Genomic DNA, 23,970 nt, shown 5'->3' on the forward strand with positions numbered 1-23,970 from the left:
CCAGAGTGCGACACAATCTCTGCAAGTGTGCCGGCCTCCGGCCTTGCGGTGTAGGTCGCCTCTAAACCGTTGGCTAACGCCAACGGCAGTTCATGTGTCGGCCTCCGGCCTAGTTCGCTCGCGATGACTTCGGCAGTCTTGTTTCGTTGACGTGACCGAAAGACCAAGTCAGCAGCGGCTCGCCGTGACCAAGTTTGGACGTGCCTGCGTTCCCCATTTTTTAACCTTCCATGTTTTAACCTTCCTGCGAATCTCCGACTTAAGCCACTTCGCGGATGGCCAAAATGTCATGCAAACCTCGAGTTAAGATCTTCGAAACTCGCGAGTTCCAATGCGTTCGATGCGTTCGCCATCAGTTGCTTCGAGTAGATTTGTTTTGACAAACGGGTTGGCCTTAAAAAAGGTTAAAAGATGAAGAGTTAGAAAATGGGGAAGCACGAATGCTCCGTCGTGGTCGCCAGCCTCTGCGGCTTCTTCATCTTCCTGTCACCCATTTTCCTGTATACCCCCGTTACGCGGGTCTGCAGGAGTCTTTCCGGTCTATTTGCCGCTTTGGCTAACGTTGAGATGCCACCATCCACGCTCGGGCGAGCGTAGCTACCCAGCGGCAAACGTCGGGCAAAAACATAGCCCAGAGTGCGACACACTCTCTGCAAGTGTGCCGGCCTCCGGCCTAGTGCGCTTGCGATGATCGAACCAATGTTGGGCAAGAAAATGTCATACCCCATGATTCGAAGTGTCACCTCGTCAGCGATATGGTCTTGAGCTGATTAGTTCAGACAAACGGGTTGGCCTTAAAAAAAGGTTAAAAGATGAAGGGTTAGAAAATGGGGAAGCACGAATGCTCCGTCGTGCTCGCGAGTCCTTACGGCATGTTCATCTTCCTGTCACCCATTTTCCTGTCTACCCTTGTGCGCAGGTCTGCAGGAGTCTTTCCGGTCTATTTGCCGCATTGGCTAACGCGGTGATGCACCATCCACGCTCTGGCGAGCATAGCTACCCAGCGGAAAAGGTGTCGGCCTCCGGCCTTCTATGCTCGCGATGACATCGGCAATCTTGTTTCGTCGAGGGGAGAGTGCCAGCGACGCTGACGCTTGCTCTTCTAACAGGGCTGTCCAACGTGAGGATGTTTCCACACCAGGGGTAGCCACACCGTCATCTCGGCTTCGCCGCGATTCGACCAAGCATAATAGGGGACGAAGCGTACGCGGGCACTTGTCCACTCGGGCGTGCCCATGGGTGCATACATCGAGTCGCGTGAGTCGGACTTCAGCAGTACCTCGCCGGTAAGTGTGGTTGCCCCGTCGAGCAAACTGGGATCCTGCTGTTTCTCGAACTGAATATCGCTCGGCAAATAGACATCCAATGTACTTGCGTCCTCGGGTAGATCCGGCGATTCAACACAGTACACTAGCGGCCCGACTTTGACCGCAGTTTGATTGCGAGTTTCTTCGATCAACGGATGCCCCTTCATCAGCCGCACTTCCATCGGAAGTTTTAGCTCGATCGTATCGCCGGACTGCCAAGATCGCTCGATCCGTGCGTATGTGCTGGCGATGATCGGTACCCCGGCGTCTTCGCCGTTGACCCGCAGCGTGCACTCGTCCGCCCATCCCGGAATCCGCACAAGAATCTCAAACGGCGAATCCTTGCACGAATCGATGGTGATTTTAACGTTGCCGTTCCATGGATAAGCCGAATCTTGATGAAGTATCAAATCCGATCCATCCGCTAGCTTCGTTTCCAGTCGGTTGCCGCCATACAAATTCACAGCGACGCCGTTTTTTGCGATGCTGTAGGCCCAACACGACAGCTTGGCGATGGTGCGTACCAAGTTCGGTGGACAGCAAAAGCACTCGATGTAGGGTTTGCGACAGGCCGACTCGGTACAATCCCGATGGTCTTGATATTCGCGTTGCCCCTTGTTCATTCGCAGCGGATTGGCATAAAAGTAGTGCTTGCCGTCGGCGCTAATGCCGACCAACGCGCTGTTGTAGGCAACCAATTCCATGACGTCCGCGTACTTCGCCTCGCCTTTGATTCCCAGCATTCGGAAATTGAACATCGCGTTGGCAATGTTGGCGCAGGTTTCATTGTAGGCCGTCGAATTCGGCATCAGGTATTGCTCGAGGAAACCTTCCTCAATCTTGTCGCGACGTGTCGAAGCGCCAAAGTGAGCCTGTCCCACCGCGCCGGTCACATACATTTTCTTGTTGCACACATTGTCCCATAGTCGATCCAGTGCATCGATCAACGCTTGCTCGCCGGTTTCGGCGTAGACATCGGCAGCGCCAGCGTAGTAGTACAAGGCCAATACCGCATGGCCCACGGCCTCGGTCTCTTCACGCAACGGCACGCGTTCTTGGACCATGTCGCCGATCGGGTATCCCTCGGTGCTCGAATCCTCGACGACCTCGTACTTGCCCCGATTGTTGATAAAGATTTCCGCCAACTCCAAATAGCGACGATCGCGGGTTGTGCGGTAAAGTTCGGTCAATCCCATGATCTGAGATTGATTGAACCCAAACCGCCCTAGTTCTCTGGGTTGCGGCTGAAACCGTTTGTAAAGCAGATCCGCATTCCGAATGGCAATCTCTAAAAAGTTCGTCTTGCCGGTGACACGGTGATGAACACAGGCACTTGTGTACAAATGGCCGCAATTGTACATCTCGTGGTACTTGCGATTCGAAAAATGCTTGATCCCATCGATCTGGATATTGGTGTGCAGGTATCCATCGGCCTGCTGAGCCTTGCCGATGATCTCGATCACTTGGTCTAGTTCGTCAACGATCGCTTGGTCTTTGTTGACCGCATAAACATAGACGGCTGCTTCCATCCATTTAAAAAAATCACCGTCATGCCAAGCAAATCCTTGGTGTTTCCCCTGTTTCAGCCCGGCTGCGATTTTGAAGTTGTTCAATCCGTGGCCGATATCGCCTTTCAACAGCGATCCCATGTGGGGCACCATCACCTCGGTGCATTGTTGGAACTTTTCCGCCCAAAATCCTTCGGTCCAACGGCACTGGCCGATACCAATACTTCGGAGTTTGATGTGGGGACTTTGTGATGTGTCAATCATGATGGAACTATTTCTCTCTTAAGATTTTGGTTGCGGCTTTGTGATCCATCACGCCGATGCCCTGGACTGCAAAGCATCCTGGATCTCTTCGATGCTCATGTTCTTGGTTTCTTTGAGAGTGAAGAACAGAACCATCAATCCGGCGAATACGGTTGCAGCATAAAACAGAAAGACCGCCGACATCCCCCAGCTTTCGAGTTGCCGAGGAAAAATGAACGAGATCAGCCAACTGGTCAAACTGGTGATGATCGTAAAAAAGGGAATCGCGATGCCGCGAACCGACACTGGAAAGATCTCTGAGAAGAGCACCCACATCACCGGCCCGACGGAAAAGTGAAAGGCGGCAATAAAACTCAGGATGCCTAGCAACACCATCTTCGCATTGATCTTGATCGATGCATCAAGCAATCGCCCTTCGCGTTTCGCAGCACCATCCTTGCCAAGTGCATCTCGGATCGCCTGTTTGAACGCAACATCGCTTTCGTATTCGATGCCTACCAAAGGTCCCAGACGTTCGGCGTCCGTCGATACCGCTCGCGACGCCAGATCCGAATTCGCTTCGTTCGGTTCTTCCGCTGCCATTGCAGCGACGGTGGCTTCATCGACGACATAGCGTGCTTGGTGAAACGCGTACGAGCAGAGCCCCAGGCTTGCGATGATCCAAATCATTCCCCAAATGATCAACGGACGGCGTCCAAGACGGTCGACCAATAACAATCCTAAAACCGTGAAGACGATACTGGTCAAACCAACCCAAATGGCCTGTTGAAACGCCGCGTTGGAACCGATCCCGAGCTGCTTGAAAATCGTCTGGGCATAGAACAGCACCGCGTTGATACCGCTGGATTGCTGAGCGATCGCAATTGCCATGGCAATGATAAAGGTAAGCCGCATCGGCTTCCCCAAAATCTCACGCAATTGTGCCGTGATCGAATGATCCTCGGTGCTCTTGTGGATACTTTCGCGAACCTCGGCAACATGTGCATCGATTGCGTCGTTGGGCATCAGTTTTCGCAGCGTCCGCTTTGCATCCTCGTCACGGTGTTGGTAGATAAACCACGCTGGGCTTTCAGGAATCACCAACAGCAGAAAAAACCAAGCGATGGCAAATGGAATTTCCGAACCAAGCATCCAACGCCATGTGTGATCCGCAAGCCCGAGATCGAGCGTCCACGAAGCACCGGAGGTGGCCCAATGGTTAATCAGATAGTTAACAAAGTAGGCACCGGAGAGTCCGATGACGATATTGATCTGTGTCATCGAGACGAGTTTGCCTCGCAGTTTTGGTGGAGCAATTTCACCGATATACATCGACGCCAGAGCGATCGAACTAAACGCGAGTCCGCCTAGGAATCGGGCGGCGACCAACGACCAATAGTTTGGAGCCAGTGCCGATGAAACAGCGGAGATTAAATAGAGCGCCGCGATCAGAAGAATGGCCTTCTTGCGGCCAAAGCGATTGCAGATCCAACCGGCAAATGGAAGTGCAATCAGCACGCCTAACAGCGGCGCGCTAACGGCAGCCCCCAATCGTTCGGGTGAGAGAGAAAATTCTTCACTGATATAGTCGATCGTTCCAGAGATCAACGCCGCATCCAAACCGAACAAAAATCCGCCCATGGCGACGATCGTTGAGTAAACCAGAGCGTTTCTCGTAGGGGAATCCATCGGCTGACTTTTTGGCTGTTGGGACTTGGGGGGCGGCTCGCGATCGTGGAATTCGCCATCATTCGACGAAAACAGAGGAAAACGGCAGAATTCCACTACGCTGCATTTCAAAACGGGTGACTAATTCCCGGCCTTCTTTTTGGCAAACCAAGTTTGCCGTTCCAATCCAGACGCAATGCCGTCCTGGTTGGTGTCGAGCTCAGCGAAATTGGCTTCGACTTTTGCTTGATTCCAGGTCCATCCACTCTTTTCCCATTTTGCTTTTTCCATGGCGATAAACTCGTCTTTGCTCATGTCAAATTCTCCGCTCGGTTTCTTCGCAACCGGTTTTGTAGCGGCGGCTGAGTTTTTCTTTTTTGCCGTGGAGACTTGTTTTCCGGAAGTCGAACGGGGCTGCGTTAGGCTGGTATTTCGCCACACACGCACATAGTCGACGCTCATGGTGGTCGGGAAACCTTCTTCAGTGGTTTTTTCGAGAACCGCAACCCGCTGACCATTGACGTAGTTTTCAAACGGCCGCCGCAAACCAAGCGAAAGCGTTACGTGCATCGGAAGATGCCAATAGAGGTTAGGTTTCCTCGCAATTTCCTTTCCGTCGATGTACCACACCACAAAATCTTTGTTGTTTTCAACGGAATACACGTGGTAGTCGTCTCGCGGATCAAACGATGCGTGGTATTCGTTCTTGTTTGTTTGAGGGTGCGTATTGGGACGCATCCACTGTCGCTGGCCGTTTTTGATCAATACGTTATGAAGATTGCAATCGATCATGTCGACGCCGTTGTCTTCTTTTGTTTCCGCGTTCCATTCGCCTTGTTGCAATTCAATGATATCGATCTCGGAATAAGCCACCGTTTCACCGTCTTTGGCAGTGTAACGATTGTCCTCGCCTTTGCTGTGCAACCAGAAAGCGGGCGAAGCACCGGGGAACAATTCGCAGCCTTTCACGCGAGCTTCGAAGTATCCATAGGTGATCGTTTGATGCGTTCGGGCGATTCCTGATTTGTAGGCCAGCTTTGTATTGCCACGTTGATGGTACTGCTGCACCATTTGCAGTTTCAGCGAGCCATCGCTCAGGAATGCGTTCTCTGGTTCCCAGCTCCATGTGCCCCAGTCTTCGGTATCGATATTCCATTTTCGCGTGTCGACTTGATCGCCATCAAATTCGTCCGAGAACTCTGATGCAAAGGCCCAGCTATCCGGATTCGATGCAAACACGTCTCCGACAGGCGATGGAGTTTCCGCGAGCGACAAAGCAGCGGTGCTTGCCAACGTGAACACCACCGAGGCAATAAGGAAGAAGTTGTTTTTCATTTTCAGAGATCTTTCGTTTACAGGATGAGGAGAGGGACGCCGAACTGACTTACGCGTCAGCGAGACTTCGAAGCACGTTGCACAGCGACGTCATCGACATAGATCAAATTGGGTCCGGCTGGGACATCTGATTTATCAAATGAAATCGTGAGTTGATCATTGGCCGAGGCGGGTTGCTGCAACGTGAATCGCCGCGTCACATTGACCCATTGGTCTCGGGGAAGACTCGAAAGATCGATCTCGGCAAGCAACACGTCCGAATCGATCAGGGATAACCGCATCGTTTTGGCGGTACTCTTTGCATCGACTTGGACCTTCACCGCCAATTCGAAATTGCCAGCATCCAAATCGACCGTGCCCTTGGGGCTGGTTGCTACGACGGAGTCGGCCGCCAATTGGCCGTCGGTGCGAAACTTTAGGCTACGTGTGCCTGAGGCAAAGTTCTCGTGCCGAACGATCGACAAATGTTTGGCAGACTGCTCATCGATCTTCCAGAACTGTTGATAGTCATTGTTTTCCGAACTCTCCGGCACAAGATCCAATGGTCGAGGTTGGTCTTGAAACAAGAAGGGGCCCTCAAAGCCAAAGAAAGCACGGTCGAGCAGGTTCGTCCGTGGTTTCTGCCACACTCGCATGTATTCGACTTCGAAGTCGGTCGGCAATTCATCCTGGGTCGGCAATCCGAGCCACACAAAGATTTCCGAGTCCAACCAGATCTCCAGCGGGTTCGTCAACACCCAGTGTTTGCCCTCCTTTGCCTGAGTTGTCTCGTAAACCAATTCGCCATCGATGAAGCACTTCAAGTAATCTTCGCCCCACTCGCACCCGTAGACATGAAAATCATCCGCGGTACGGAAGGGCAGTTTTTTGGTGTAACCAAATTTACGTGTTGGTCGCTTGGCGGGTGGTTGCCAATCGTGGACACTCATCTTGGTGCTGTCGGCGGTGATATCGAGCCCGGGATCAACGACGCCATCGCCATTTGTATCTTTGTTTGGTCGGCCCATTTGCTCGAAAACATCGAGTTCTGATTCGTAGCCGATGGCCCAGAACGCGGCGGTCATTGCCGAATCGCCCGCCTTCGATTTCACCTCCATGTACCCGTTCAGAAACCGTTTGCGGCTGACAACCGCGCCGGTTGTGACCGGAACATCCTTGCCTTTGTGCGTGCGATAGGTATTCCCCTCGTGCCCTTCATCCTTTGCAAAATCAAAATCGGGTTCCCACTGCGAACGAATCTTCAGTTTGCCATCCTCGACGATCACATTGTGGGGGGCAAACTGCGATGGGGCACGGCCTTTCCAAATGTAATAATCGCCTCCTGCACCTTCGACGAACCATTTTGACGAATCGATTTCGTCGCCTTCGAATTCATCACTGATGTCTTTCCTGAGCACCCAGTTCCCCATGTTGGTTGGATCAGAAAACGGCAGCACGTCCTCGCTCGAACCCGCCGCGCTGCTTGGCAACGAGCCGACCTTGGCATCCTGAGCCATACTCGCGCTCGACAGTAGCGACAACACTGCGAGCAATATGAATGGGGGCTGATTGATTTTCATTGGATTGCATCGGTTGGTGAAACGGGCTGGTTTTAATTGCCGGTGGCCATCAGGGTCGAATCATCAAGATTCCGAAGTTCGGTTGGTTTATCCGTTCACGAGTAGCCTTCTCTCGCCGCGCTGCGTGAGCAAGCGGCGAGGCGGATTCGTTTTCGGGACGACGCTTAGTAATCCTTGGTGGGCGGTTTGCGGAATTCGGTCGCTCGCCGCGCCGACCATCCTTCCTCGGCTCGTCGTAACATGAAAAGTGGACGTTGCAGTTCAAGTTCCCAAGCAAAGTGTTTCTTGAATAGCTCTCGCACCAACTCGGGGTGCACGGCCGCCAAATCATTCTGTTCGGCCGGATCCTTGGCCAAATCAAACAGTTCGGCAGGTCGATCGGGGTACCGCAATAGTTTCCAGTCCCCATGACGTATTGCACCGCGAGTTTCCATTTTCCAGTGCAACGTTTGGTGTGGCCGCCCCGACTTTTCGCCGCGCAGATAAGGAAGCAGGTTGACTCCGTCGAGCCCTTCTAGCGCCGCCGGATCACCACCACCGGCCGCCACGAAAGTCGGGATCAAATCCAACGTGATAGTGGGTGCGTCGTAGACGGCGTCCGCTTTTAACGCCCCCGGCCACGAGATGATGCCCGGCACACGGATTCCACCTTCGAGCTGAGTCGCTTTCACGCCGGCGAGCGGGTAATTGCTCGATCCGTTTTTGTCCATGGGCCCGCCATTGTCGTTTGAAAAGACCACCATGGTGTTCTCGCGAAGTCCAAGTTTTTCGATCTTGTCCATGATTTGGCCGCAAGCTCGGTCCATCGACAGCATCATTTGAGCGGCGATGCGACGATCCCCTTGAAGATGCGGAAACGTATCCTTGTCCTGTGGATCAGCTTCCATCGGAGTGTGAACCGCGTTAAACGACACATAAGCAAAGAATGGATTGTCTTTATTGCGTTGGATGAACTCGCACGTTTCGTCGGCTAGCACGTTGGTCAAATACCCTTCGTGTTCTTGGTAGTTCTCAAATCCTCGCTCCATCCAATTCTCGTGCGCAGTGCGACTAGGGTCGGGATAGGCGAAAAAGCTACGAGCCCCGCCACGAAAACCATAAAATTCGTCAAAACCTCGCCGCAACGGATGGTATCGATCGGCGACCCCCATGTGCCATTTGCCAAAGACCGCAGTGCGATAGCCAAGGTCCTGCAGGTAATTGCCCATCATCTTGATGTCGGTCGGCAACCCCATCTCGTCGTCCAACAGTTTGCTGTGCGGACTCATGATTCCGGGCACATTGATTTCTTCGTAACCAAACCGTTGTTGGTAGCGGCCCGACAGCATGCCCGCCCGCGATGGTCCACAGGTCGCTCCGGTCACATAAAACTGCGAGAGCCGGATGCCGGATTTGGCTAGTTTGTCCAAGTGGGGCGTTTTGAAATGATGGCTGCCGTGAAACCCAAAATCGCCATAGCCGGCATCGTCTGCAAACAGCAACACGATGTTTGGCTTCGCTGGCGTGTCGGCCAACGCCGCCACCGATCCCAGCACCACGAAGAACATTGCAATGATCATTTTCATGTTTAAAATCCTTACCGAATCACACGGCCCGAAGCCGAACCGCCCATCAAGGCTTCGACTTCGCTTCGCGTCGAGTAATTAAAATCGCCTTTGATCGAATGCTTCAAACAGGATGCCGCAACGGCAAAGCGAAGCGCCGTCGGCGCCTCACTAAGCTCCGGTGTCGTGAGGGCAAAAATGAGCCCTCCGGCAAAGGAGTCACCGCCGCCAACGCGATCGACGATGTTTTTGATCTCGTAGGATTGGTAATTCCCACTCGCATCGAGTGGCGCGAAATAAGGTCGATCGTCGGCAGCGTCAAACAACATCGCGCCCCAGTTGTTATGGGTCGCCGAGATGCTTTCTCGCAGAGTGATCGCCACCTTGCGAACGTTTGGAAATTGTTTCACCACTTGCTTTGCCACATCGGGATAATGTGACGTGTCTAATGATCCCGCATGAACGTCGGTGTCCCCGGCTTGGATGCCCAACACGTCGTGGCAATCTTCCTCGTTGGCAATCACCACATCGACAAAGGGCAGAATGCCCTTCATCGTCTCTTGGGCGAGTTGTCGTGCCGACTTTGATGTGTCCCAGTTCCACAACTTTGCCCGAAAATTCAAATCGATCGAGACGGTCGCACCGGCCGCTTTGGCCTTTTTCGCAGCAACCCGTGTCGCCTCGGCAGAGTTCTCTGACAGCGCCGGCGTGATCCCGCTTAGATGCAACCAATCGGCCCCTGCAAAGATCGAATCCCAATCGTACGCTTCGGCCGGCGTGATCGCGATTGCCGAATCGGATCGGTCGTAAATCACCTTGCTGGGACGCTGATTGGCACCCGTCTCTAGAAAATACAGTCCTAATCGCCCCTTCGCGGTTCTTAGCACATAGCGAGTGTCAATACCAACGGCGCGAAGCGAATCCATCGTTGCGTCCGCTAAATCGTGCTGCGGCAACGCGGTGACATAACGTGCTCGCCCACCGAAGTTACAAATTGACGCAGCCACGTTCGCTTCGGCCCCCGCATAGGTCACCTCGAGCGACCGCGTTTGCCGCAAACGCAGATGCTCGGGCGAAGCCAACCGGCACATGATTTCTCCGAAGGCAACCACAATCCCACTCATCGCTTGACACTCTCCTTAACTCGTTTGATGACGTCCGCAGCGCGAGCGCTAATGCCCGTCCAAGCTTGGCTTTCCACCAGCTGTTTATTGACGATCCACGATCCACCAATGGCCAACACGTTGGGTTCCTGCAGGTACAGCAACATGTTGTCGGCATTGATTCCGCCGAGTGGAAAGTATTCGATATTCAAATGCTTGTAGGGCGCTGACATGCTTCGCAGGTACTCGATGCCGCCACAGGGTTCGGCAGGAAAAAACTTGACAAAGCGGCATCCCAACTCGATTGCCAATTCGAGATCCGTCGGCGTCGCGATCCCCGGAGCAAAAGGCAGCCCCGCTTGTTGTGCCGCACGAACGACGCGTGGATTCGTCCCAGGCGCCACTCCGAATGCCGCTCCGGCCGCGTGAACTTGTTTCGCCGTCTCAGGGGTCAAGATGGTGCCGACACCGACTAGCATTTCTGGGAACTCGGCGCAGATCGCACGCACTGATTCGATGCCTGCGTCGGTACGCAAAGTCAGCTCGATCGCGTCAATCCCGCCATCGAGCAAGGCTCGTGCAATGGGCACCGCATCGGCAACACGCTCTACCGAAAATCCGGCGACGACGCCCGAAGTGCGAAGGCGTGAAAGAATTGCTTGGGGAAATTCCATGGAAAGTCTTCATCAAAAAAACTACGGGTTGACCAATACCGAGACTCGTTTGAGAGTCAGGTATTCTTGCAGCGAGTATCGCGAACAATCTTTCCCCACTCCGCTCTGCTTCAATCCACCGTGCGGTAGATGGACGGCGTAGTGGACCTCGTTGACACACACGCTGCCGGCTTCGATTTCCGCAGCGGCTCGAAGTCCTCGTTGCAGATTGGTGGTGTAAACGTAGGCCGCCAATCCAAATTCGCTGTCATTGGCCAATGCGATTTCGTCGTCCGCGCTGCTGAACTTGATCACCGGCAAAATAGGGCCGAAGATTTCATCACAGGTGACATCCATCTCGCGGCTGACATCTCGCAAAATGGTGGGTTCGAGAAAGTACCCTTTGCGGTTGGGTTTGTTGCCGCCACAAACGACCGACGCACCGGATTGTTTCGCGGTTTCGATCAAGGCCAACATGCGGTCACGTGCTTTTTCGGTCAACACAGGGCCCATCAGGGATTCGTCGCCGCGACCGGCGCCTAGCGTAATCTTCGATGTTCGCTTAGCCGCCGCGTCGATGAACCGCTCGTAAACCGACTCGTGTACGAAACAGCGGTTCGGTGACACGCAAACTTGTCCGGAATTCGCAAACTTCAAATCGACAACACTATTGGCTGCGGCTTCGACATCGGCATCGGCATAAACCAGCACCGGTGCGTTGCCCCCGAGTTCGACTGAGAAATGTTTGACGTTGCTGCACGCGGTCTTCATCGCTGCAACGCCAGCCCGTGTCGAACCGATCATCGTGAACATCGACGGGATTTTGCTTTCCAAGAACGGTCGGCTGATTTCATAGTCCGTTCCGCTGAAAACGTTCACCACGCCGTCTGGGATTCCCGCTTCCGATAACAACTGGGCACACCGCAGTGACGCCAGCGGCGTTAGCTGAGACGGTTTGACGATCGCCGTGCAGCCGGACGCCAGTACCGGGCCCAATTTGTAGCCGAGGTTCAACAGCGGGAAATTCCAGGCCAAGTAGCCGACCACGACCCCTAACGGTTGCCGCAGCGTGTAATGTAGGAATCGACCATCGGGATCAGTAATGACTTGTTGATCAATCCGAGCAGCCTCTTCGCAAAAGTATCGCAAACAGGTCGTCAGCATGCCGAAATCGTATTCGGCATTGCCGATCGGTTTGCCGGTTTCTGCGATCAGCAAATCGAGAATCTCGTCGCGATGCTGTTCCAACAACTCGGCGTACTTCAAGATCAACGGCTGACGTTTCGATAGCGGCATACGTGACCACGTCTTGAACGCTCGTTGTGCCGCAGCCAGGGCAAGCTCGACCGCATCGGCGTCGATTTCGGGAACCTGGCCGATGACTTCTTCGCTCGCCGGGTTGACGACCTCAAACACCTTGTCCGACGTGACGGCACGGCCATCAATTAGCAATGGGAACAAGTTTGCCATGACTACCTATGCCTTCACTTCCGTTGAACTGACCACAAACGATTTCATTGCGTCCTGATTGACCTTAACGCCAAGCCCCGGTCCCGTCGGAACCTTTGCGATCCCCTTGTCAATCTCGACCGGAATCTCAAACAACTCGTCACGCAACGCGTTCTCGGTGCGATCGTATTCCAGCAGCGGTGCCGCCGCTTCCTTGCGGCCTGGCTCGCGATATCCCGAGGCAAGGAAATGCGTGGCCGCGGCAAGATTCAGCATCGTGCCCCAGCAGTGTGGCACCACATTGATCCCCATTGATGAAGCCAAATTTCGAATCTTCAGTGCCTCGGACGGACCGCCACAATACGCCAAATCGGGCTGCGCGATCTGCACACCGCCGGTCGACAACAGCCGCTGGAACCCGTAGCGTGTTTGCTCACATTCCCCCGTTGCGATTGGAACATCGACTTTGTCTTGCAACTGGCGAAATTGCTGTTCAAACTCGGGCGACAGCGGTTCTTCGAACCAAGCAAAGTCATGCTCACTAAGCACACGGCCAATTTTGATCGCCTCACTTAAATCGTAGGCGTGATTCGAATCGGCCATCATCGTCATCTTTGGCAAAGCAGCACGCATCGCTTCGATTTGACGAATATCGAACGCGATGTTTTTGCCCACTTTGATTTTCAGTGCTTGAAACCCTTGCGATTCGTAACGGCAGGCTTCGTCGACAATCGATGCGATCAGTTCTTCTTCGGGCATTTCCTTGAAATACATCCCCGTTGCATAACAGGGAATTTCGTCAAAATAACGTCCGCCCATCAAATCCGAGACCGATTGCCCCAAAATCTTGCCGCGGAGATCCCACAGTGCCATGTCGATCCCCGACATCGCTCCCATCATCACGCCGCCACGAGCAAAGTCGAGTGACGCCCGCCACATCGTGTGCCATAGCACATCGGTCGCCATGGCATTCTGGTTCATCAAGCGAGGAGCGTAGAAGTTGGTAATCGCCGCCTGGTAAACCTCTGAGGGTCCGTAGCATTCACCCCATCCGGTCGTGCCATCCGCGGCAACGATTTCGACCCATAGGGTGTTTCGTGTGCTGTAAAACCACTGAGAAAATCCGAAGGGCACCTCGAGGTGGTCTCGCAAATGGTAGGTGCGGATGGCAACGATCCGAGTCGCAGATTGTTTGTCCCCGCTGCTACTGCTTTGATGCGCCGGAGCGTGCACGCGATCCGCCGAATTGGCGGGAGCCGAAAACATGGCCGTTGAAAGATGCTGAGTGTTCATGGCTACTGATCGCTATTTTTTCAAGCGATGAATTGGATTGAGATCGCAGCGAAAGTCGTCGGGAACTTCGGTCGTTTGGCGACACCAAGAAGCCCTCGTTCGACGAGCTCCACGCTGCTGATAAATTGAATCTTCTGAAAAGGCAACGCGAGGCGGCGGCCGCAAAAGACATTTGAAATCTCAGCGGCCAATCCATTCCGCAGTGGCGACACTCAGGTCTCTCCCAAACCAACGGGCCTCACAGGTGAGCCCGAGTTCATTGTATGGGATCCGCGAGCTACCACTGCGGAAAAACCATTGGACGAAGAAACGATCGAGTCCAAGCAGAGTCTACAAGGCCTCTTGGATCGTTTCCTTGGCACCACGAGTCCCCAAGGCGCCCCACAGACCGTAGGGGCTTTGTTGACCAGGTGCACGTGCACCCGTGCCATTGTGTCGAACGAACAATTGGTCCGCATTTCCTGCTTCGATCGAGTCGGTGATGAACTTCACCGCTCCATCGCCCATCAACACATGACATCCACCTTGGTGGCGGCTGCTGGGGGCCAGGTAACCAGGGCACTGTTCGGCTCGCAGATTCGCTTGCGTTGTGATCCCACTATCCGCGTTAGGAGCGAGCAGCGCGGTCGCCGAGTTGGGTGGCAAAATCGTCACCACCGATGTGAAAACAGGATTCCCATCCGCCCAACGATAGCCTCGCAAGTATGCTGCGTTACCCACAAGCGCAACTCCCGACGCCGACCAAAACTGTGGACGATTCGGATCTCGCCCCGTGAAGGCGCCACTTGGCGGGATGGTACTGCCCAATCCTTGTCGTGGTTGCGTGCGTGTATCACGATCACCTATGTCGGTTGCAATTTCACCCGCGATGATGGTGTTTGCCAAACCATCCAAAATGTCACGGAAAGCCGTCTTTTGCTTCGGCACGAACGCTCCACGCTGTCCCGAACGTGTCCACTCGGCTGTATTGGAATTGGATGAATTGTCATCCCGAGCTTGGCCAGCCGAACCGCGAGCCGGGCTGTCGCCAAGACAAGCGGCATAGTTGGTGCGGCCGAAGGCGGGAAGCCCCACACCTGGATCGCTTGGGCAACGAAGCATGGGGATTTCGGTAAACCAAGGACCGTAGTCGCCATCGCCTGGGCCCGAATCGCTAGGGGTCGGTCCCATGGCTTGCCAAACGCCCGCACTGCCATCACTGTCGGGTGCATTGGGATTCGAGATCTGTTCCCACAAAGCTTGTCCTTCGACAAATGGCGTGATCGCAACCAGAAAACTCAGTTCCGACTGATTCGTCCCCGTCGGACCGTTTCCGCCAATTGCGGGGTCAACAAAACTGAACGCGGCACTCGTTGCTCCTGAACTGTTTCGTGTCAGACCACTAAAGCCCGATGTCCCCGACTTGTGAGTGGGCAACTGATTGTAAGCACTATGATAGTTATGAATCCCCAATCCAATTTGCTTGAAATTATTGCTACAGCTCATCCGTCGAGCCGCCTCCCGCGCGGCCTGGACCGCTGGCAACAACAACCCGACCAGGACCCCGATGATTGCGATCACGACCAGCAGTTCCACCAAAGTGAAACCGCTGCGTGCTTTCCCACAATTGCCTACCACCGCCTGCGTTTCCACGTCACTCTTGTTCACAACGTCTCCCTTTCCCATTTGAAACCCTCCGCTCAAAAAGATTTGTTTGGTGGAAACCGATCAACGAGAACCAAGATTCGCCGATCCACCGAATGAATATCACACGCAACCCCACTTAACTCGGCCGGTTAAGCAAAAGCGAATTCCCTTCGAAGCGGCACAATGCTGACGTGCCCGCCACTCGCCATCGGTATTATTGTATGACAATTAGAACGCGTCTAGAGTTTGTTTCCAGAATTCCTCAATATTTTCTTTTTTCCCGACGATCACGCAGTGGCCGCGTTTGGATTGCGCTCGTAAGGTCATAGGGCGGGAAGTTGTCAATTGCGGGTCAAAATCAACACGGCGATCGTAACGCGATGGGTAGTGCAAAATGAAGAAATCGGGGCTTCGCAGAAACCTATGTGGCCAAGTCGTTCACGATTTAGGGCAACGCATTTTGGCCGGCCAATGGGAGCCTGGAACCGCATTGCCTCAGGAGGTGTCGCTTTGTGAGAGCATGGGGGTTAGCCGCACCGTGATCCGTGAAGCGATCAAGTCGCTGGCGGCCAAGGGGTTAGTCGAATCGAAGGCCAAACGCGGAACGATTGTGCAGCCGCCGAACTGTTGGAACTACCTCGATCCCGAAGTTCTCGCGTGGCAGACCCGCGCCGATGGTGATGGCAAACTGCTTTCCTATCTGACCGAATTTCGTCAAACGATCGAGCCAGCTGCTGCTTCGTTTGCGGCCACGCGAGGCAGCGATGAGCACCTGGACCACATCAAGGAAGCATTTGAGCAAATGGAACGGTCGACCGAAGATGTCGAGGCGTTTCTTGCGGCGGACACTGAATTTCATACATCAATTTTGCGCGCGACGGGCAATCCATTCTTTGCCCCGGTGGCGAATCTGATCAGCGTTGCGTTACAAGGAAGTCTACGCGTGACCAATCGTCAGCCCTCTGACAATCGCGTTTCGATTCCCGTGCACGAAAAAGTCATGAAGGCCATTATCGAGAGGAAGCCACGTGCCGCTCGAGCCGCCATGAAAGCACATCTAGACGAAGCAGCGGAGCGAATCGCGGCATCCACTGAACAGCCGTAGGACACCATCGCAATCGTTTACTGCACTCGATCGCACCCGAACGATCATTGACAATCCAGCTTGGTGGAAGGGCGGACCGAAGATAGCGTGAGGCAGTGGCTCGCCGTGACCAAGTTTGGACGTGCCGACGCTCCCTCATTTTCTAACCTTCATCTTTTAACCTTCCTGCAAAACTCCGACTCAAGCCACTCCGCGGATAGCCAAAACGTTGTGCAGGCTTCGATTCAAGATCTTCAGAAGTCGCGAGTTTCAATGCGTTCGATGCGTTCGCCATCAGTTGCTTCGAGCAGATTTGTTTTGACAAACAGGTTGGGCCTGAATAAGGTTAAAAGATGAAGGGTTAGAAAATGGGAACAAATCATTGGTCCGTCGTGGTCGTCAGCCTCCACGGCCTCTTCATCTTCCTGTCACCCATTTTCCGGTATAACCCTTTTAAAGTACTGCTTGGAAATAACTTCGTCATTCGAGTTTGGCTACAAATCACGCGGGTGAAGTGTTTTCTCTGTAGTGGACGAGGCAACGAGTCCTGTCGTGCCACTCAGTCGCTGGGACTCGTTGCCTCGTCCACTACTTCTAAAGCCGGGACTCGTTGCCTCGTCCACTACCTTTAAAGCTGGGTGACCTACGCCGATTCCAGTAACGCTCTAGCGGAACGGCCCGAACGCCACCGGAGGGTTCATGGCATTCGGGAAATATTTTGAAATGACGATGACGACAAACGGAGGCAGCCACCCCCTTTGCGTCAAGTCGATCGCGTCCGAGCGTCATTCACCCACGACTTCCCATCGGCCCCACAACTTGGGTGTTAGTTCTGCTTCGCTCGGTACATCGGCGGTGATCGCGGTGGCTTTATTGGACCAGTAAACTCGCTGATTCGTCTGACCGCCGTTGCCACGCAGCACGCCGAGATCGGCGTGATAGGTTTCGCCGAGCGTAGGCTGCCACTCGAGCACACTCAGCGGCACCTGCACTTCATAATTGCCAGAGCCGTCGCTCGCCAATTTCAGCTTGTCGCTGACATCTTGGACGCTATCCAGATAGATCGTTCGCCATGGACTGCTGAACGCAACCGGTTGTTGGGTCCCAGGAACACTCGCTCGATACAGCAGTGCTCGAGTCTTGCCTTTGACCTGAGTCACCAGCAGTCGCAAGTCGCCGGGGGCCGGTTCCGCACGATCGGCTTTCGCCGCGAGGTCGGTGCCGAGCATGATGTCAAGCGCGCCTCCGGTTTTGAACAACGCTTGCGGCGTTTCACCGCTGTTGGTGAGAAGGTCTTTCTCGTTGGTGCGCCAGGCGGCGAAGAGTTGATCGCCGACAATGGTTACCGCGGCGCTCGCGTCATAAGGACGTGAATCGCTATTGAAGTTTGCCTTGGTACCACGTCGGTCGATGGGTGCCCAGTCGGTTGTCGGCGACCAATCCTCCAGACGACCATCGACCTGCGGCGCGGTGGATCGCAGGGTGACCTTGAGGGTGCCGCTGCCGAGGACCGCTTGACGCGTTGCTTCGGTTTGCACGAACCACTCGCGAGCCTTTGCCAAATCGTCGGTGGTAACCGTCAACGGTTGTGCGGAAATACGACGGATGGAATCGAGACCCGACACTCGCACCAAGCTGACGCGGCCGCCATCGACGACAAAAATTTTCCCATCGACGGTTTGGGTGATGCTGGGCCAAAAGTTTTCATCGTGCAGTGATACGTTGCTGACATCCATGCCACGTACGGCTTGCGGCATCGCCCAATTAGGCCGCAAGCGAATGTCGTGAAATAGCGTCGCCACGAACAAACCATCGGCAGTAAACAAGTACATATTTCCCATGTTGCCGTTGATGGCAAAGATCGAACCTGCGTCGCCGCCCGGGCGGATCCAGCCACCGAGCAATCGCGTGGTGCCAATCACCATGCCGGGCTGGCCCGGAATCGCCGCTTCATGACTGGCGTGCAGACCAGGCCACACATTGGGATAGGTCCAGCGTGCTTGACCGCCCAACGATCCACCCAATCCATAAGGTGAGAATGGTGCCGGAGCAACGGTGTGAATTGTCCAGCCGCCAGGTTCGGTAAGGGCTTGGTCGCCACCGGACGATTGCGGTCGCTGCGAACCGGTCAATAGCACTTGCGGTGCAGCAAGATCGTAAAGCGGAGCTCCGTGTTCATTGAACTTCACGGGAAAAAATTGAACGGTTTGGTTTCCCCAACGAGCAACCACCATCGACAGATCCGACTGGGTGGTGACGCCAGAGCAAGAGATTTGGCTGATCTGAACTTCGCTGGGCTGCGGCAATCCATCACCGTTGGCATCGGACCACGCAAACGCCGCCGGATTACGATTTTCATCTCCTTGTGGGTCCGCCCCCTCGGGCCAACATTCATCAAATGGCTCGGTCTTGAGAATCGGCCACGCGTGAGCATTACCTACCGCCGCAACTAAGTCGACGGTCGCGCCGGCATCTCGCCAAACAAAACTGACGCCGTCTCCATTGGTCGGATTGTGAGTGAAGCAACTTGTGAAATAACGCTCACCGCGACGTGCGTCAGGGTACAACGGCGTATCCGGCGAATACGGACCGTAATGCGCTTCCATCAGAGGCGAAGGCCGATAGAAAACACGGACCAACGTGTCGGTACCGGATTGCCAGTTGAGGTGAAACTCTTGTCCCTTGTAAAAGAAACGAGTCTTGTCGTGCGGATCAAGCACGCCACCGCCACCATATTCGCCGGGACCATAGAACGCCCGCAGCAACTCGGACTGGGGCGACCAAAGTGAGACTCGCTTGGGATGAAAGTCGTTCTCGGCAACCCACAGACGACCTTGGCTATCGATACCGAGGCCGTTGGGATGATTCATGTGCAGCGGATCATACAGACCTGTTTTCGGCTCGCCCGATTTACCAAGCGTGCGTAACAATCTGCCGTCCGGTGAGAAAACCTTGACTTGATGCGAGTGCCCTTGATCGCTGATGTAGTAGTTTGCTTCATCATCCAGGGCGATATGGCGAGGATCATCCAACCCCGTGGCAATGATCGTCTCCGCAGGCGAATCCTGTTTGCCAAAACGCACCAGCTTGGTCCCGCTCAGTGCGAGCAATCGTCCTTGTTGGTCATAGGCCAGCCCGCGTGGGTTTTCGATCGATTGGGTGCGAATCGTCTTTCCGCTGGCAGTTTCGATGAACCGAATTTCATTTTGGCGAATGAGCGAACATGCAATGACACCGTCGTGTGCCGCGATACCCGCCAACACAAACTTTCGGTCGCCGCCATCAAAGTTGACCAGCCTTGGCAGAGGCTGCGTGCCACGCGGACGCTTGTCAGGACGTGGATCATCTCCTAGTTGCAGCTTCAGAATCGGCTTGTCTTGGAAGTCACGCGACTTCGCCGTGATGCGAAGCTCACCTTCCCAGATCGAGGCGATGTAGCAGAGGTGATCCGCGACCGCGCGAGGGCCAAGATCGACGGTCAACGTCGTCGCACCGGTCCAATTTCCCCCGACCCAACCTTGGCCGCCAATCTTTGTGCCGTCTTCGGCCAACCATTGCAAACCATGCCCTCCTTCGGCAACGAAGGCGCCCATAAAGACGAGCGGTTGGCCATCGCGTGTGCGTCGGCCGGGGACACAAGCGATGCTGGTCGGCGGCGTGTAGTTGGTCATCCAGCAACCGGTCTTGTCAGCGGTCTCCCAGGCGGGATGCCCCGCGCTATAAACGCTTTGCTCGTAAGTCAGTTCCAGTGGTTTGCGAGTCAGTCCGCGTACCGTGTAGGTGCCCGGCGAGACAAACCGTGTCGGCAGATGATAGAGCCCATGCTGAGCGGCTTCGGGATCACGCAACAAATCGTCGCTGCCGTCCCACCAAACGACATTCTCACCGGCCGGAAACTCCGTCTCGCTGACAAGATTGCGGACGCGGCGTCCCTGTTCGTCTTCAATCACCAGCGTGACGACGCTTGGCTCGGCAAGCGTGAACTTAACGGGGATGGGAGGCGGAATCTCCTCGCGGATCGCGGGCAAGTCGACCGAAGTGAGCGGTGCGGTATGAAGCGACGTCAGCGCCACGATTTCACCGAGCCAAACACCGCGTCCGTCTTTGATCTTGTTGACCAAATGCGAGTGCGTTGCGGTTGAGCCGCCGGTAATCCGCAAGCGAATGGCACGTGTTTCAATCTCTTGGTCGAACCCGATCCAATTCGCCCCCAACCCCATTGGATAGTAGGGATCGATGGTGTCCGAGGCTGCGACCTTCCGCCAATCGGTCTCCGCAGCCGATCGAATGGCGGTCTCAGGGGAACCAGCAAAGGCATCCACTTCGACAGTTGAAAACTCAGCCCACAATAGACACAGTCCTTCCAGTTTCACCGCGCGCGGCCAAACCATCGTGATGATTTCGGGATGATCCGGCGAAACACGCAGCGCGGCTCCGGACTCACCGTTGTCCCACGGGTGCCATTGCCGATTGTTCGACTGGTCGTTGAGCCGCTCTGCCGCTTCGGGCCGAGCCGTGGCGGTGAGGATACTTTGCGGGGCGAGGTTGGCGAAGCGATCCGAAAGCACCCATGCGCCTCCGAGCCATCCTGCGGGATTTTGATCGGCGGCCTCCGCGACATGCGTGAATCGAATCGCCCGCGTCTTCGTATCAGCAGGGAGCGTCCAAACGTCATAGTCCTCGCGACTGTGGGGACGTTCCGGCGACAAGCGATCCGCCGATTGCCAGTGCGTCTCGTTTCCCAGATCACCGGGGTACGGCGCGTCGGGCTTGAGGACGCTTAGCGTCGCACCGCCACGTACAAGTAGGGTGCCGATACCGATGGACTCGGTGAATGCAATTCGCAAATGTCGCGGGCCGGGGGCACGGTTGGTGCCAAACTGGACACCACGCCAATCGGGGCGTTTGTCGCTTGTCCATAGAATATCGCTCGGCCCATTCTTCGCCGCTTCCATGGGAATCGCCGATTCACGCCCCTCGGCCCACTGCGTGAACGCATCGCGATCGAGCTGCGTGCTATGAATCGGAGTCGCGAACGCCGTGGACTCTGCCGAGTGCACCTCGACTTGGCCCAGCGACAACAGACAAATCAACATTGCCTGTAGGGAGACGAACGCAATCGACCAACGGTGGAATCTCGAGACAGGAATCTCAGACATGATGCTTTGCAATGGGGTGGGAGCCAACGGCGAGAAAGAGATCGCCATAGTTTAGCCAACTTTGAACCCACTTTGGCATCTCGAGCTAAGTTTGTGGACGAGTCCAAAACGACACACAACTCGCTGTTTCCCACTGACAAACCACTGCGGTTGAGCAATTCATGGAGTCAATTTTTTTGCTGAGACCTTTTTCAAATGCACCAAGGTCCGTTGCCGATTTGATGATTTAATCCAATTGCAAATTGCAACAGTGAGTCGTGGGCCGTAAGGCACCGGGTAGCGCATGGACCCCGGCCGCTGACGCGTCGCGGCTCAGCAAATCAACAAGCCGTTGCCGATTTTCGCCACGCTGTGGCTGGCCCGAAGGAAGCTACAACCCGAATCGCAAGCAGCTTTACTGGCCGCTCATCTCTTTGATGATCATGGCCAGTGCGGCGCTGACCATGGGGGTGCTCATGCTGGGCAAGCGATCGACGTCGCGAGCGGCTTGCGCGGGTGAGAGCGGTAGATGCACAAAGACACTTTGCGTCTTCATCGCAAACGAGTGCGAGTAGTGTTGGCTCAAGTACAACGCGGCGTTACACAAGTAGGTGCCTGCGTGATGCGAGACTTCGCACGGGATGCCGGCTTCGACCAATGCGTCACGGCACCGCGGCAAGGGCAGAGCGGATTGGTAGGCGGCTGGCGCGTCTTTTAGTAGCGGGGTTCCATCGCTGCGAACGTTCAATCCGATCGCTTCAAGCTTGATCAGCGTCGCACCGGGCGCTTGGCCAAGGTGGATGGCGATGTCGTAGTCGTCTTGCAAATCCTTTTTTAATTGCACGCTCATCTGCGTTAGATCGACGGGATAACGCCGCGTCGTTAAATCCGCCTGGCCGTCATACCACTGAGTCAGTTCGATCAGCGCCAACCAACTCGAGTTTTCAGTCCATCGATCGTAGGGCTCGAATGCCGTCAGGAGTACACGGGTCACAAATTCATTCCAAGGTGATAACGCTTTGGGCTGGAAATACAGTCACTCGAAAGCATAGGTCACCTGTAAAGATAGTCGGCAAAAACCCCAAAATGTTTATGTCGGAGCGACGACAAAGCCCAAAAATTCATGTTCGCTGACGATCCGAATCCCTCCTCCGGCAGCCTGGACCTCACGTGCCGCCTGTTCCTTAGTGCTAATTGTACGGCCTGATTGGATTGTCCGTTGGTCGGTCTGGCCGACGACCAGCAGGTCGGTTTCGCGAGTCACCGAGCTTTGGCAGGTGCCGCCCAAACGAATCGCCAGCGACTCGGCATCCTCGCGAGAGAGTTGGCGGAGATGGCCGGTGAAGACCACTCGCTGTCCGGCCAGCGGCCGAATGAACTCGGCTCGCACGAACAAACGCTGCAAATCCCACTGCTGTTTCAATTGAGCCTGGACCGCAGTGTTTTCAGCGATGCGGGATTCGGTTCGCGAGGCCGAACCCGTCGAACTGCGTTTGGGGCGGCGAAAATGAGATTTCGATGGGCCGCGTTTTCCCCACGCCCCAGCGACGCCGCGAGAAAGCTTGGTCCGCTGTTCGAGTTCCTCGAGCGTCCCAGCGCCGGCTTGGATCCCGGCCGCCAGCAAAATTTTGGCACAGACCTGCGAATCTTCGAGCGCATCGTGGTGCCGAAACCGGATCCCCAACCAATCGGCCAACGGTTTGAGCCCAAATCGCGGTCGACTAGGCCAAACTTGGCGAGCGATTGCTCGGGTACAGGTGTACTGAAGATCAGGCACCGGAATGCGATGCGTATGCAAACATCCCATCAACACCCCGATATCAAAGCTGGCATTGTGGGCGACAAGGCATTCGGGACCGCTGGCCGATTCGTCGTCGTGATCATCCGCAGTGAGTTTCAGGAACGCGGCGACCTCGGGCCAAAGCTCGCCGAACTCGGGTTGATCACGGACCTGGTCCGGAGAAATCCCGTGAATCTGAATGTTCGCCGGGCTAAAGTAAAACGGCTTGGGGCGGATCAGCCAGACTTTGGAATCGACCACGACACCGTCCCGAACCACGACGCCGGCAAGTTGACAGGCACTGTCGGATCGGTGGGTCGCCGTTTCAAAATCGATGGCAGTGAAATTCGCTGCAAAGTTCATCCCGACCCCGATTCCATGACTTCAAAAACACAATGCCAAAAACTGCAGACACCACAAGATCGCGATAAGATAGAGAGCCAAATCCCGGCGTGGTGATTCGAAGAGGGAATTCCCGCTCTGCCCTTCTCTTACCGATTCCTCATGATTTTAGTTGTTCCCAACGACGGGCATACTTATTCTAAGGGGTCGTTCTCGTTTCGAGAACGACCCTCGCTCCGTTCCTCCTAGCTCGCGATGGCCACACAATCACCTCGCTGAATTGGTGATACACTCTCCTTCTATTCATCCCTTTCTACTTAACGTTCATTGCCATGCCT

14 protein-coding genes are annotated in these 23,970 nt (G+C 55.0%); 1 reads left to right on the forward strand and 13 read right to left on the reverse strand.

The genetic code is table 11. From position 1 onward, the window contains the following. Positions 1 to 1,102 precede the first annotated feature (1,102 nt). The 10 genes from ABEA92_RS29295 to ABEA92_RS29340 form a co-directional block, all read right to left on the reverse strand. The gene (locus ABEA92_RS29295) at positions 1,103 to 3,079 is read right to left on the reverse strand and encodes a glycoside hydrolase family 127 protein (protein ID WP_345689069.1); all 1,977 of its coding nucleotides are present in this window, start codon (positions 3,077 to 3,079) and stop codon (positions 1,103 to 1,105) included. A 48-nt stretch (positions 3,080 to 3,127) separates the two neighbouring features. After that, positions 3,128 to 4,747, reverse strand: coding sequence for an MFS transporter (locus ABEA92_RS29300; protein WP_345689071.1), 1,620 nt, complete (start codon positions 4,745 to 4,747; stop codon positions 3,128 to 3,130). 120 nt (positions 4,748 to 4,867) lie between these two features. Then, positions 4,868 to 6,061: a kappa-carrageenase gene (locus ABEA92_RS29305; protein ID WP_345689073.1), complete on the reverse strand. Its 1,194-nt coding sequence runs from the start codon at positions 6,059 to 6,061 to the stop codon at positions 4,868 to 4,870. Between the two features lie 56 nt (positions 6,062 to 6,117). Continuing rightward, complete coding sequence (locus tag ABEA92_RS29310) at positions 6,118 to 7,620, reverse strand: family 16 glycosylhydrolase (RefSeq protein ID WP_345689074.1); 1,503 nt, start codon at positions 7,618 to 7,620, stop codon at positions 6,118 to 6,120. Positions 7,621 to 7,784: 164 nt separating this feature from the next. Continuing rightward, a complete protein-coding gene (locus tag ABEA92_RS29315; protein ID WP_345689076.1) occupies positions 7,785 to 9,185 on the reverse strand; it encodes a sulfatase-like hydrolase/transferase in 1,401 nt (466 codons plus the stop codon). A gap of 11 nt (positions 9,186 to 9,196) precedes the next feature. Continuing rightward, a complete protein-coding gene (locus ABEA92_RS29320) occupies positions 9,197 to 10,288 on the reverse strand; it encodes a sugar kinase (RefSeq protein WP_345689078.1) in 1,092 nt (363 codons plus the stop codon). After that, complete coding sequence (locus ABEA92_RS29325) at positions 10,285 to 10,941, reverse strand: bifunctional 4-hydroxy-2-oxoglutarate aldolase/2-dehydro-3-deoxy-phosphogluconate aldolase (RefSeq protein ID WP_345689080.1); 657 nt, start codon at positions 10,939 to 10,941, stop codon at positions 10,285 to 10,287. Before ABEA92_RS29325 ends, ABEA92_RS29320 begins: the two co-directional genes overlap by 4 nt. A gap of 21 nt (positions 10,942 to 10,962) precedes the next feature. Continuing rightward, positions 10,963 to 12,390 (reverse strand): NAD-dependent succinate-semialdehyde dehydrogenase, encoded by a 1,428-nt coding sequence (locus tag ABEA92_RS29330; RefSeq protein ID WP_345689082.1) that lies wholly within the window; start codon positions 12,388 to 12,390, stop codon positions 10,963 to 10,965. A gap of 6 nt (positions 12,391 to 12,396) precedes the next feature. Continuing rightward, positions 12,397 to 13,662 carry a mandelate racemase/muconate lactonizing enzyme family protein gene (locus ABEA92_RS29335; protein WP_345689084.1) on the reverse strand — a complete coding sequence of 422 codons (1,266 nt, stop codon included), beginning with the start codon at positions 13,660 to 13,662 and terminating at the stop codon, positions 12,397 to 12,399. Between the two features lie 330 nt (positions 13,663 to 13,992). Beyond that, a complete protein-coding gene (locus tag ABEA92_RS29340) occupies positions 13,993 to 15,327 on the reverse strand; it encodes a DUF1559 family PulG-like putative transporter (RefSeq protein ID WP_345689086.1) in 1,335 nt (444 codons plus the stop codon). Between the two features lie 355 nt (positions 15,328 to 15,682). Between ABEA92_RS29340 and ABEA92_RS29345 the strand changes: the two genes are divergently transcribed. Continuing rightward, positions 15,683 to 16,393: a FadR/GntR family transcriptional regulator gene (locus ABEA92_RS29345; protein ID WP_345689088.1), complete on the forward strand. Its 711-nt coding sequence runs from the start codon at positions 15,683 to 15,685 to the stop codon at positions 16,391 to 16,393. Between the two features lie 764 nt (positions 16,394 to 17,157). Here the strand turns inward: ABEA92_RS29345 and ABEA92_RS29350 are convergent. From ABEA92_RS29350 to ABEA92_RS29360, 3 genes are all read right to left on the reverse strand, one after another. Next, a complete protein-coding gene (locus tag ABEA92_RS29350) occupies positions 17,158 to 21,531 on the reverse strand; it encodes a hypothetical protein (protein WP_345689090.1) in 4,374 nt (1,457 codons plus the stop codon). Positions 21,532 to 21,925: 394 nt separating this feature from the next. After that, positions 21,926 to 22,504 carry a pyroglutamyl-peptidase I gene (locus tag ABEA92_RS29355; RefSeq protein WP_345689092.1) on the reverse strand — a complete coding sequence of 193 codons (579 nt, stop codon included), beginning with the start codon at positions 22,502 to 22,504 and terminating at the stop codon, positions 21,926 to 21,928. A gap of 96 nt (positions 22,505 to 22,600) precedes the next feature. Next, a complete protein-coding gene (locus ABEA92_RS29360; protein WP_345689094.1) occupies positions 22,601 to 23,653 on the reverse strand; it encodes an exonuclease domain-containing protein in 1,053 nt (350 codons plus the stop codon). Positions 23,654 to 23,970: the final 317 nt, after the last annotated feature.

The organism is Novipirellula caenicola, assembly GCF_039545035.1.
Classification (GTDB): domain Bacteria; phylum Planctomycetota; class Planctomycetia; order Pirellulales; family Pirellulaceae; genus Novipirellula; species Novipirellula caenicola.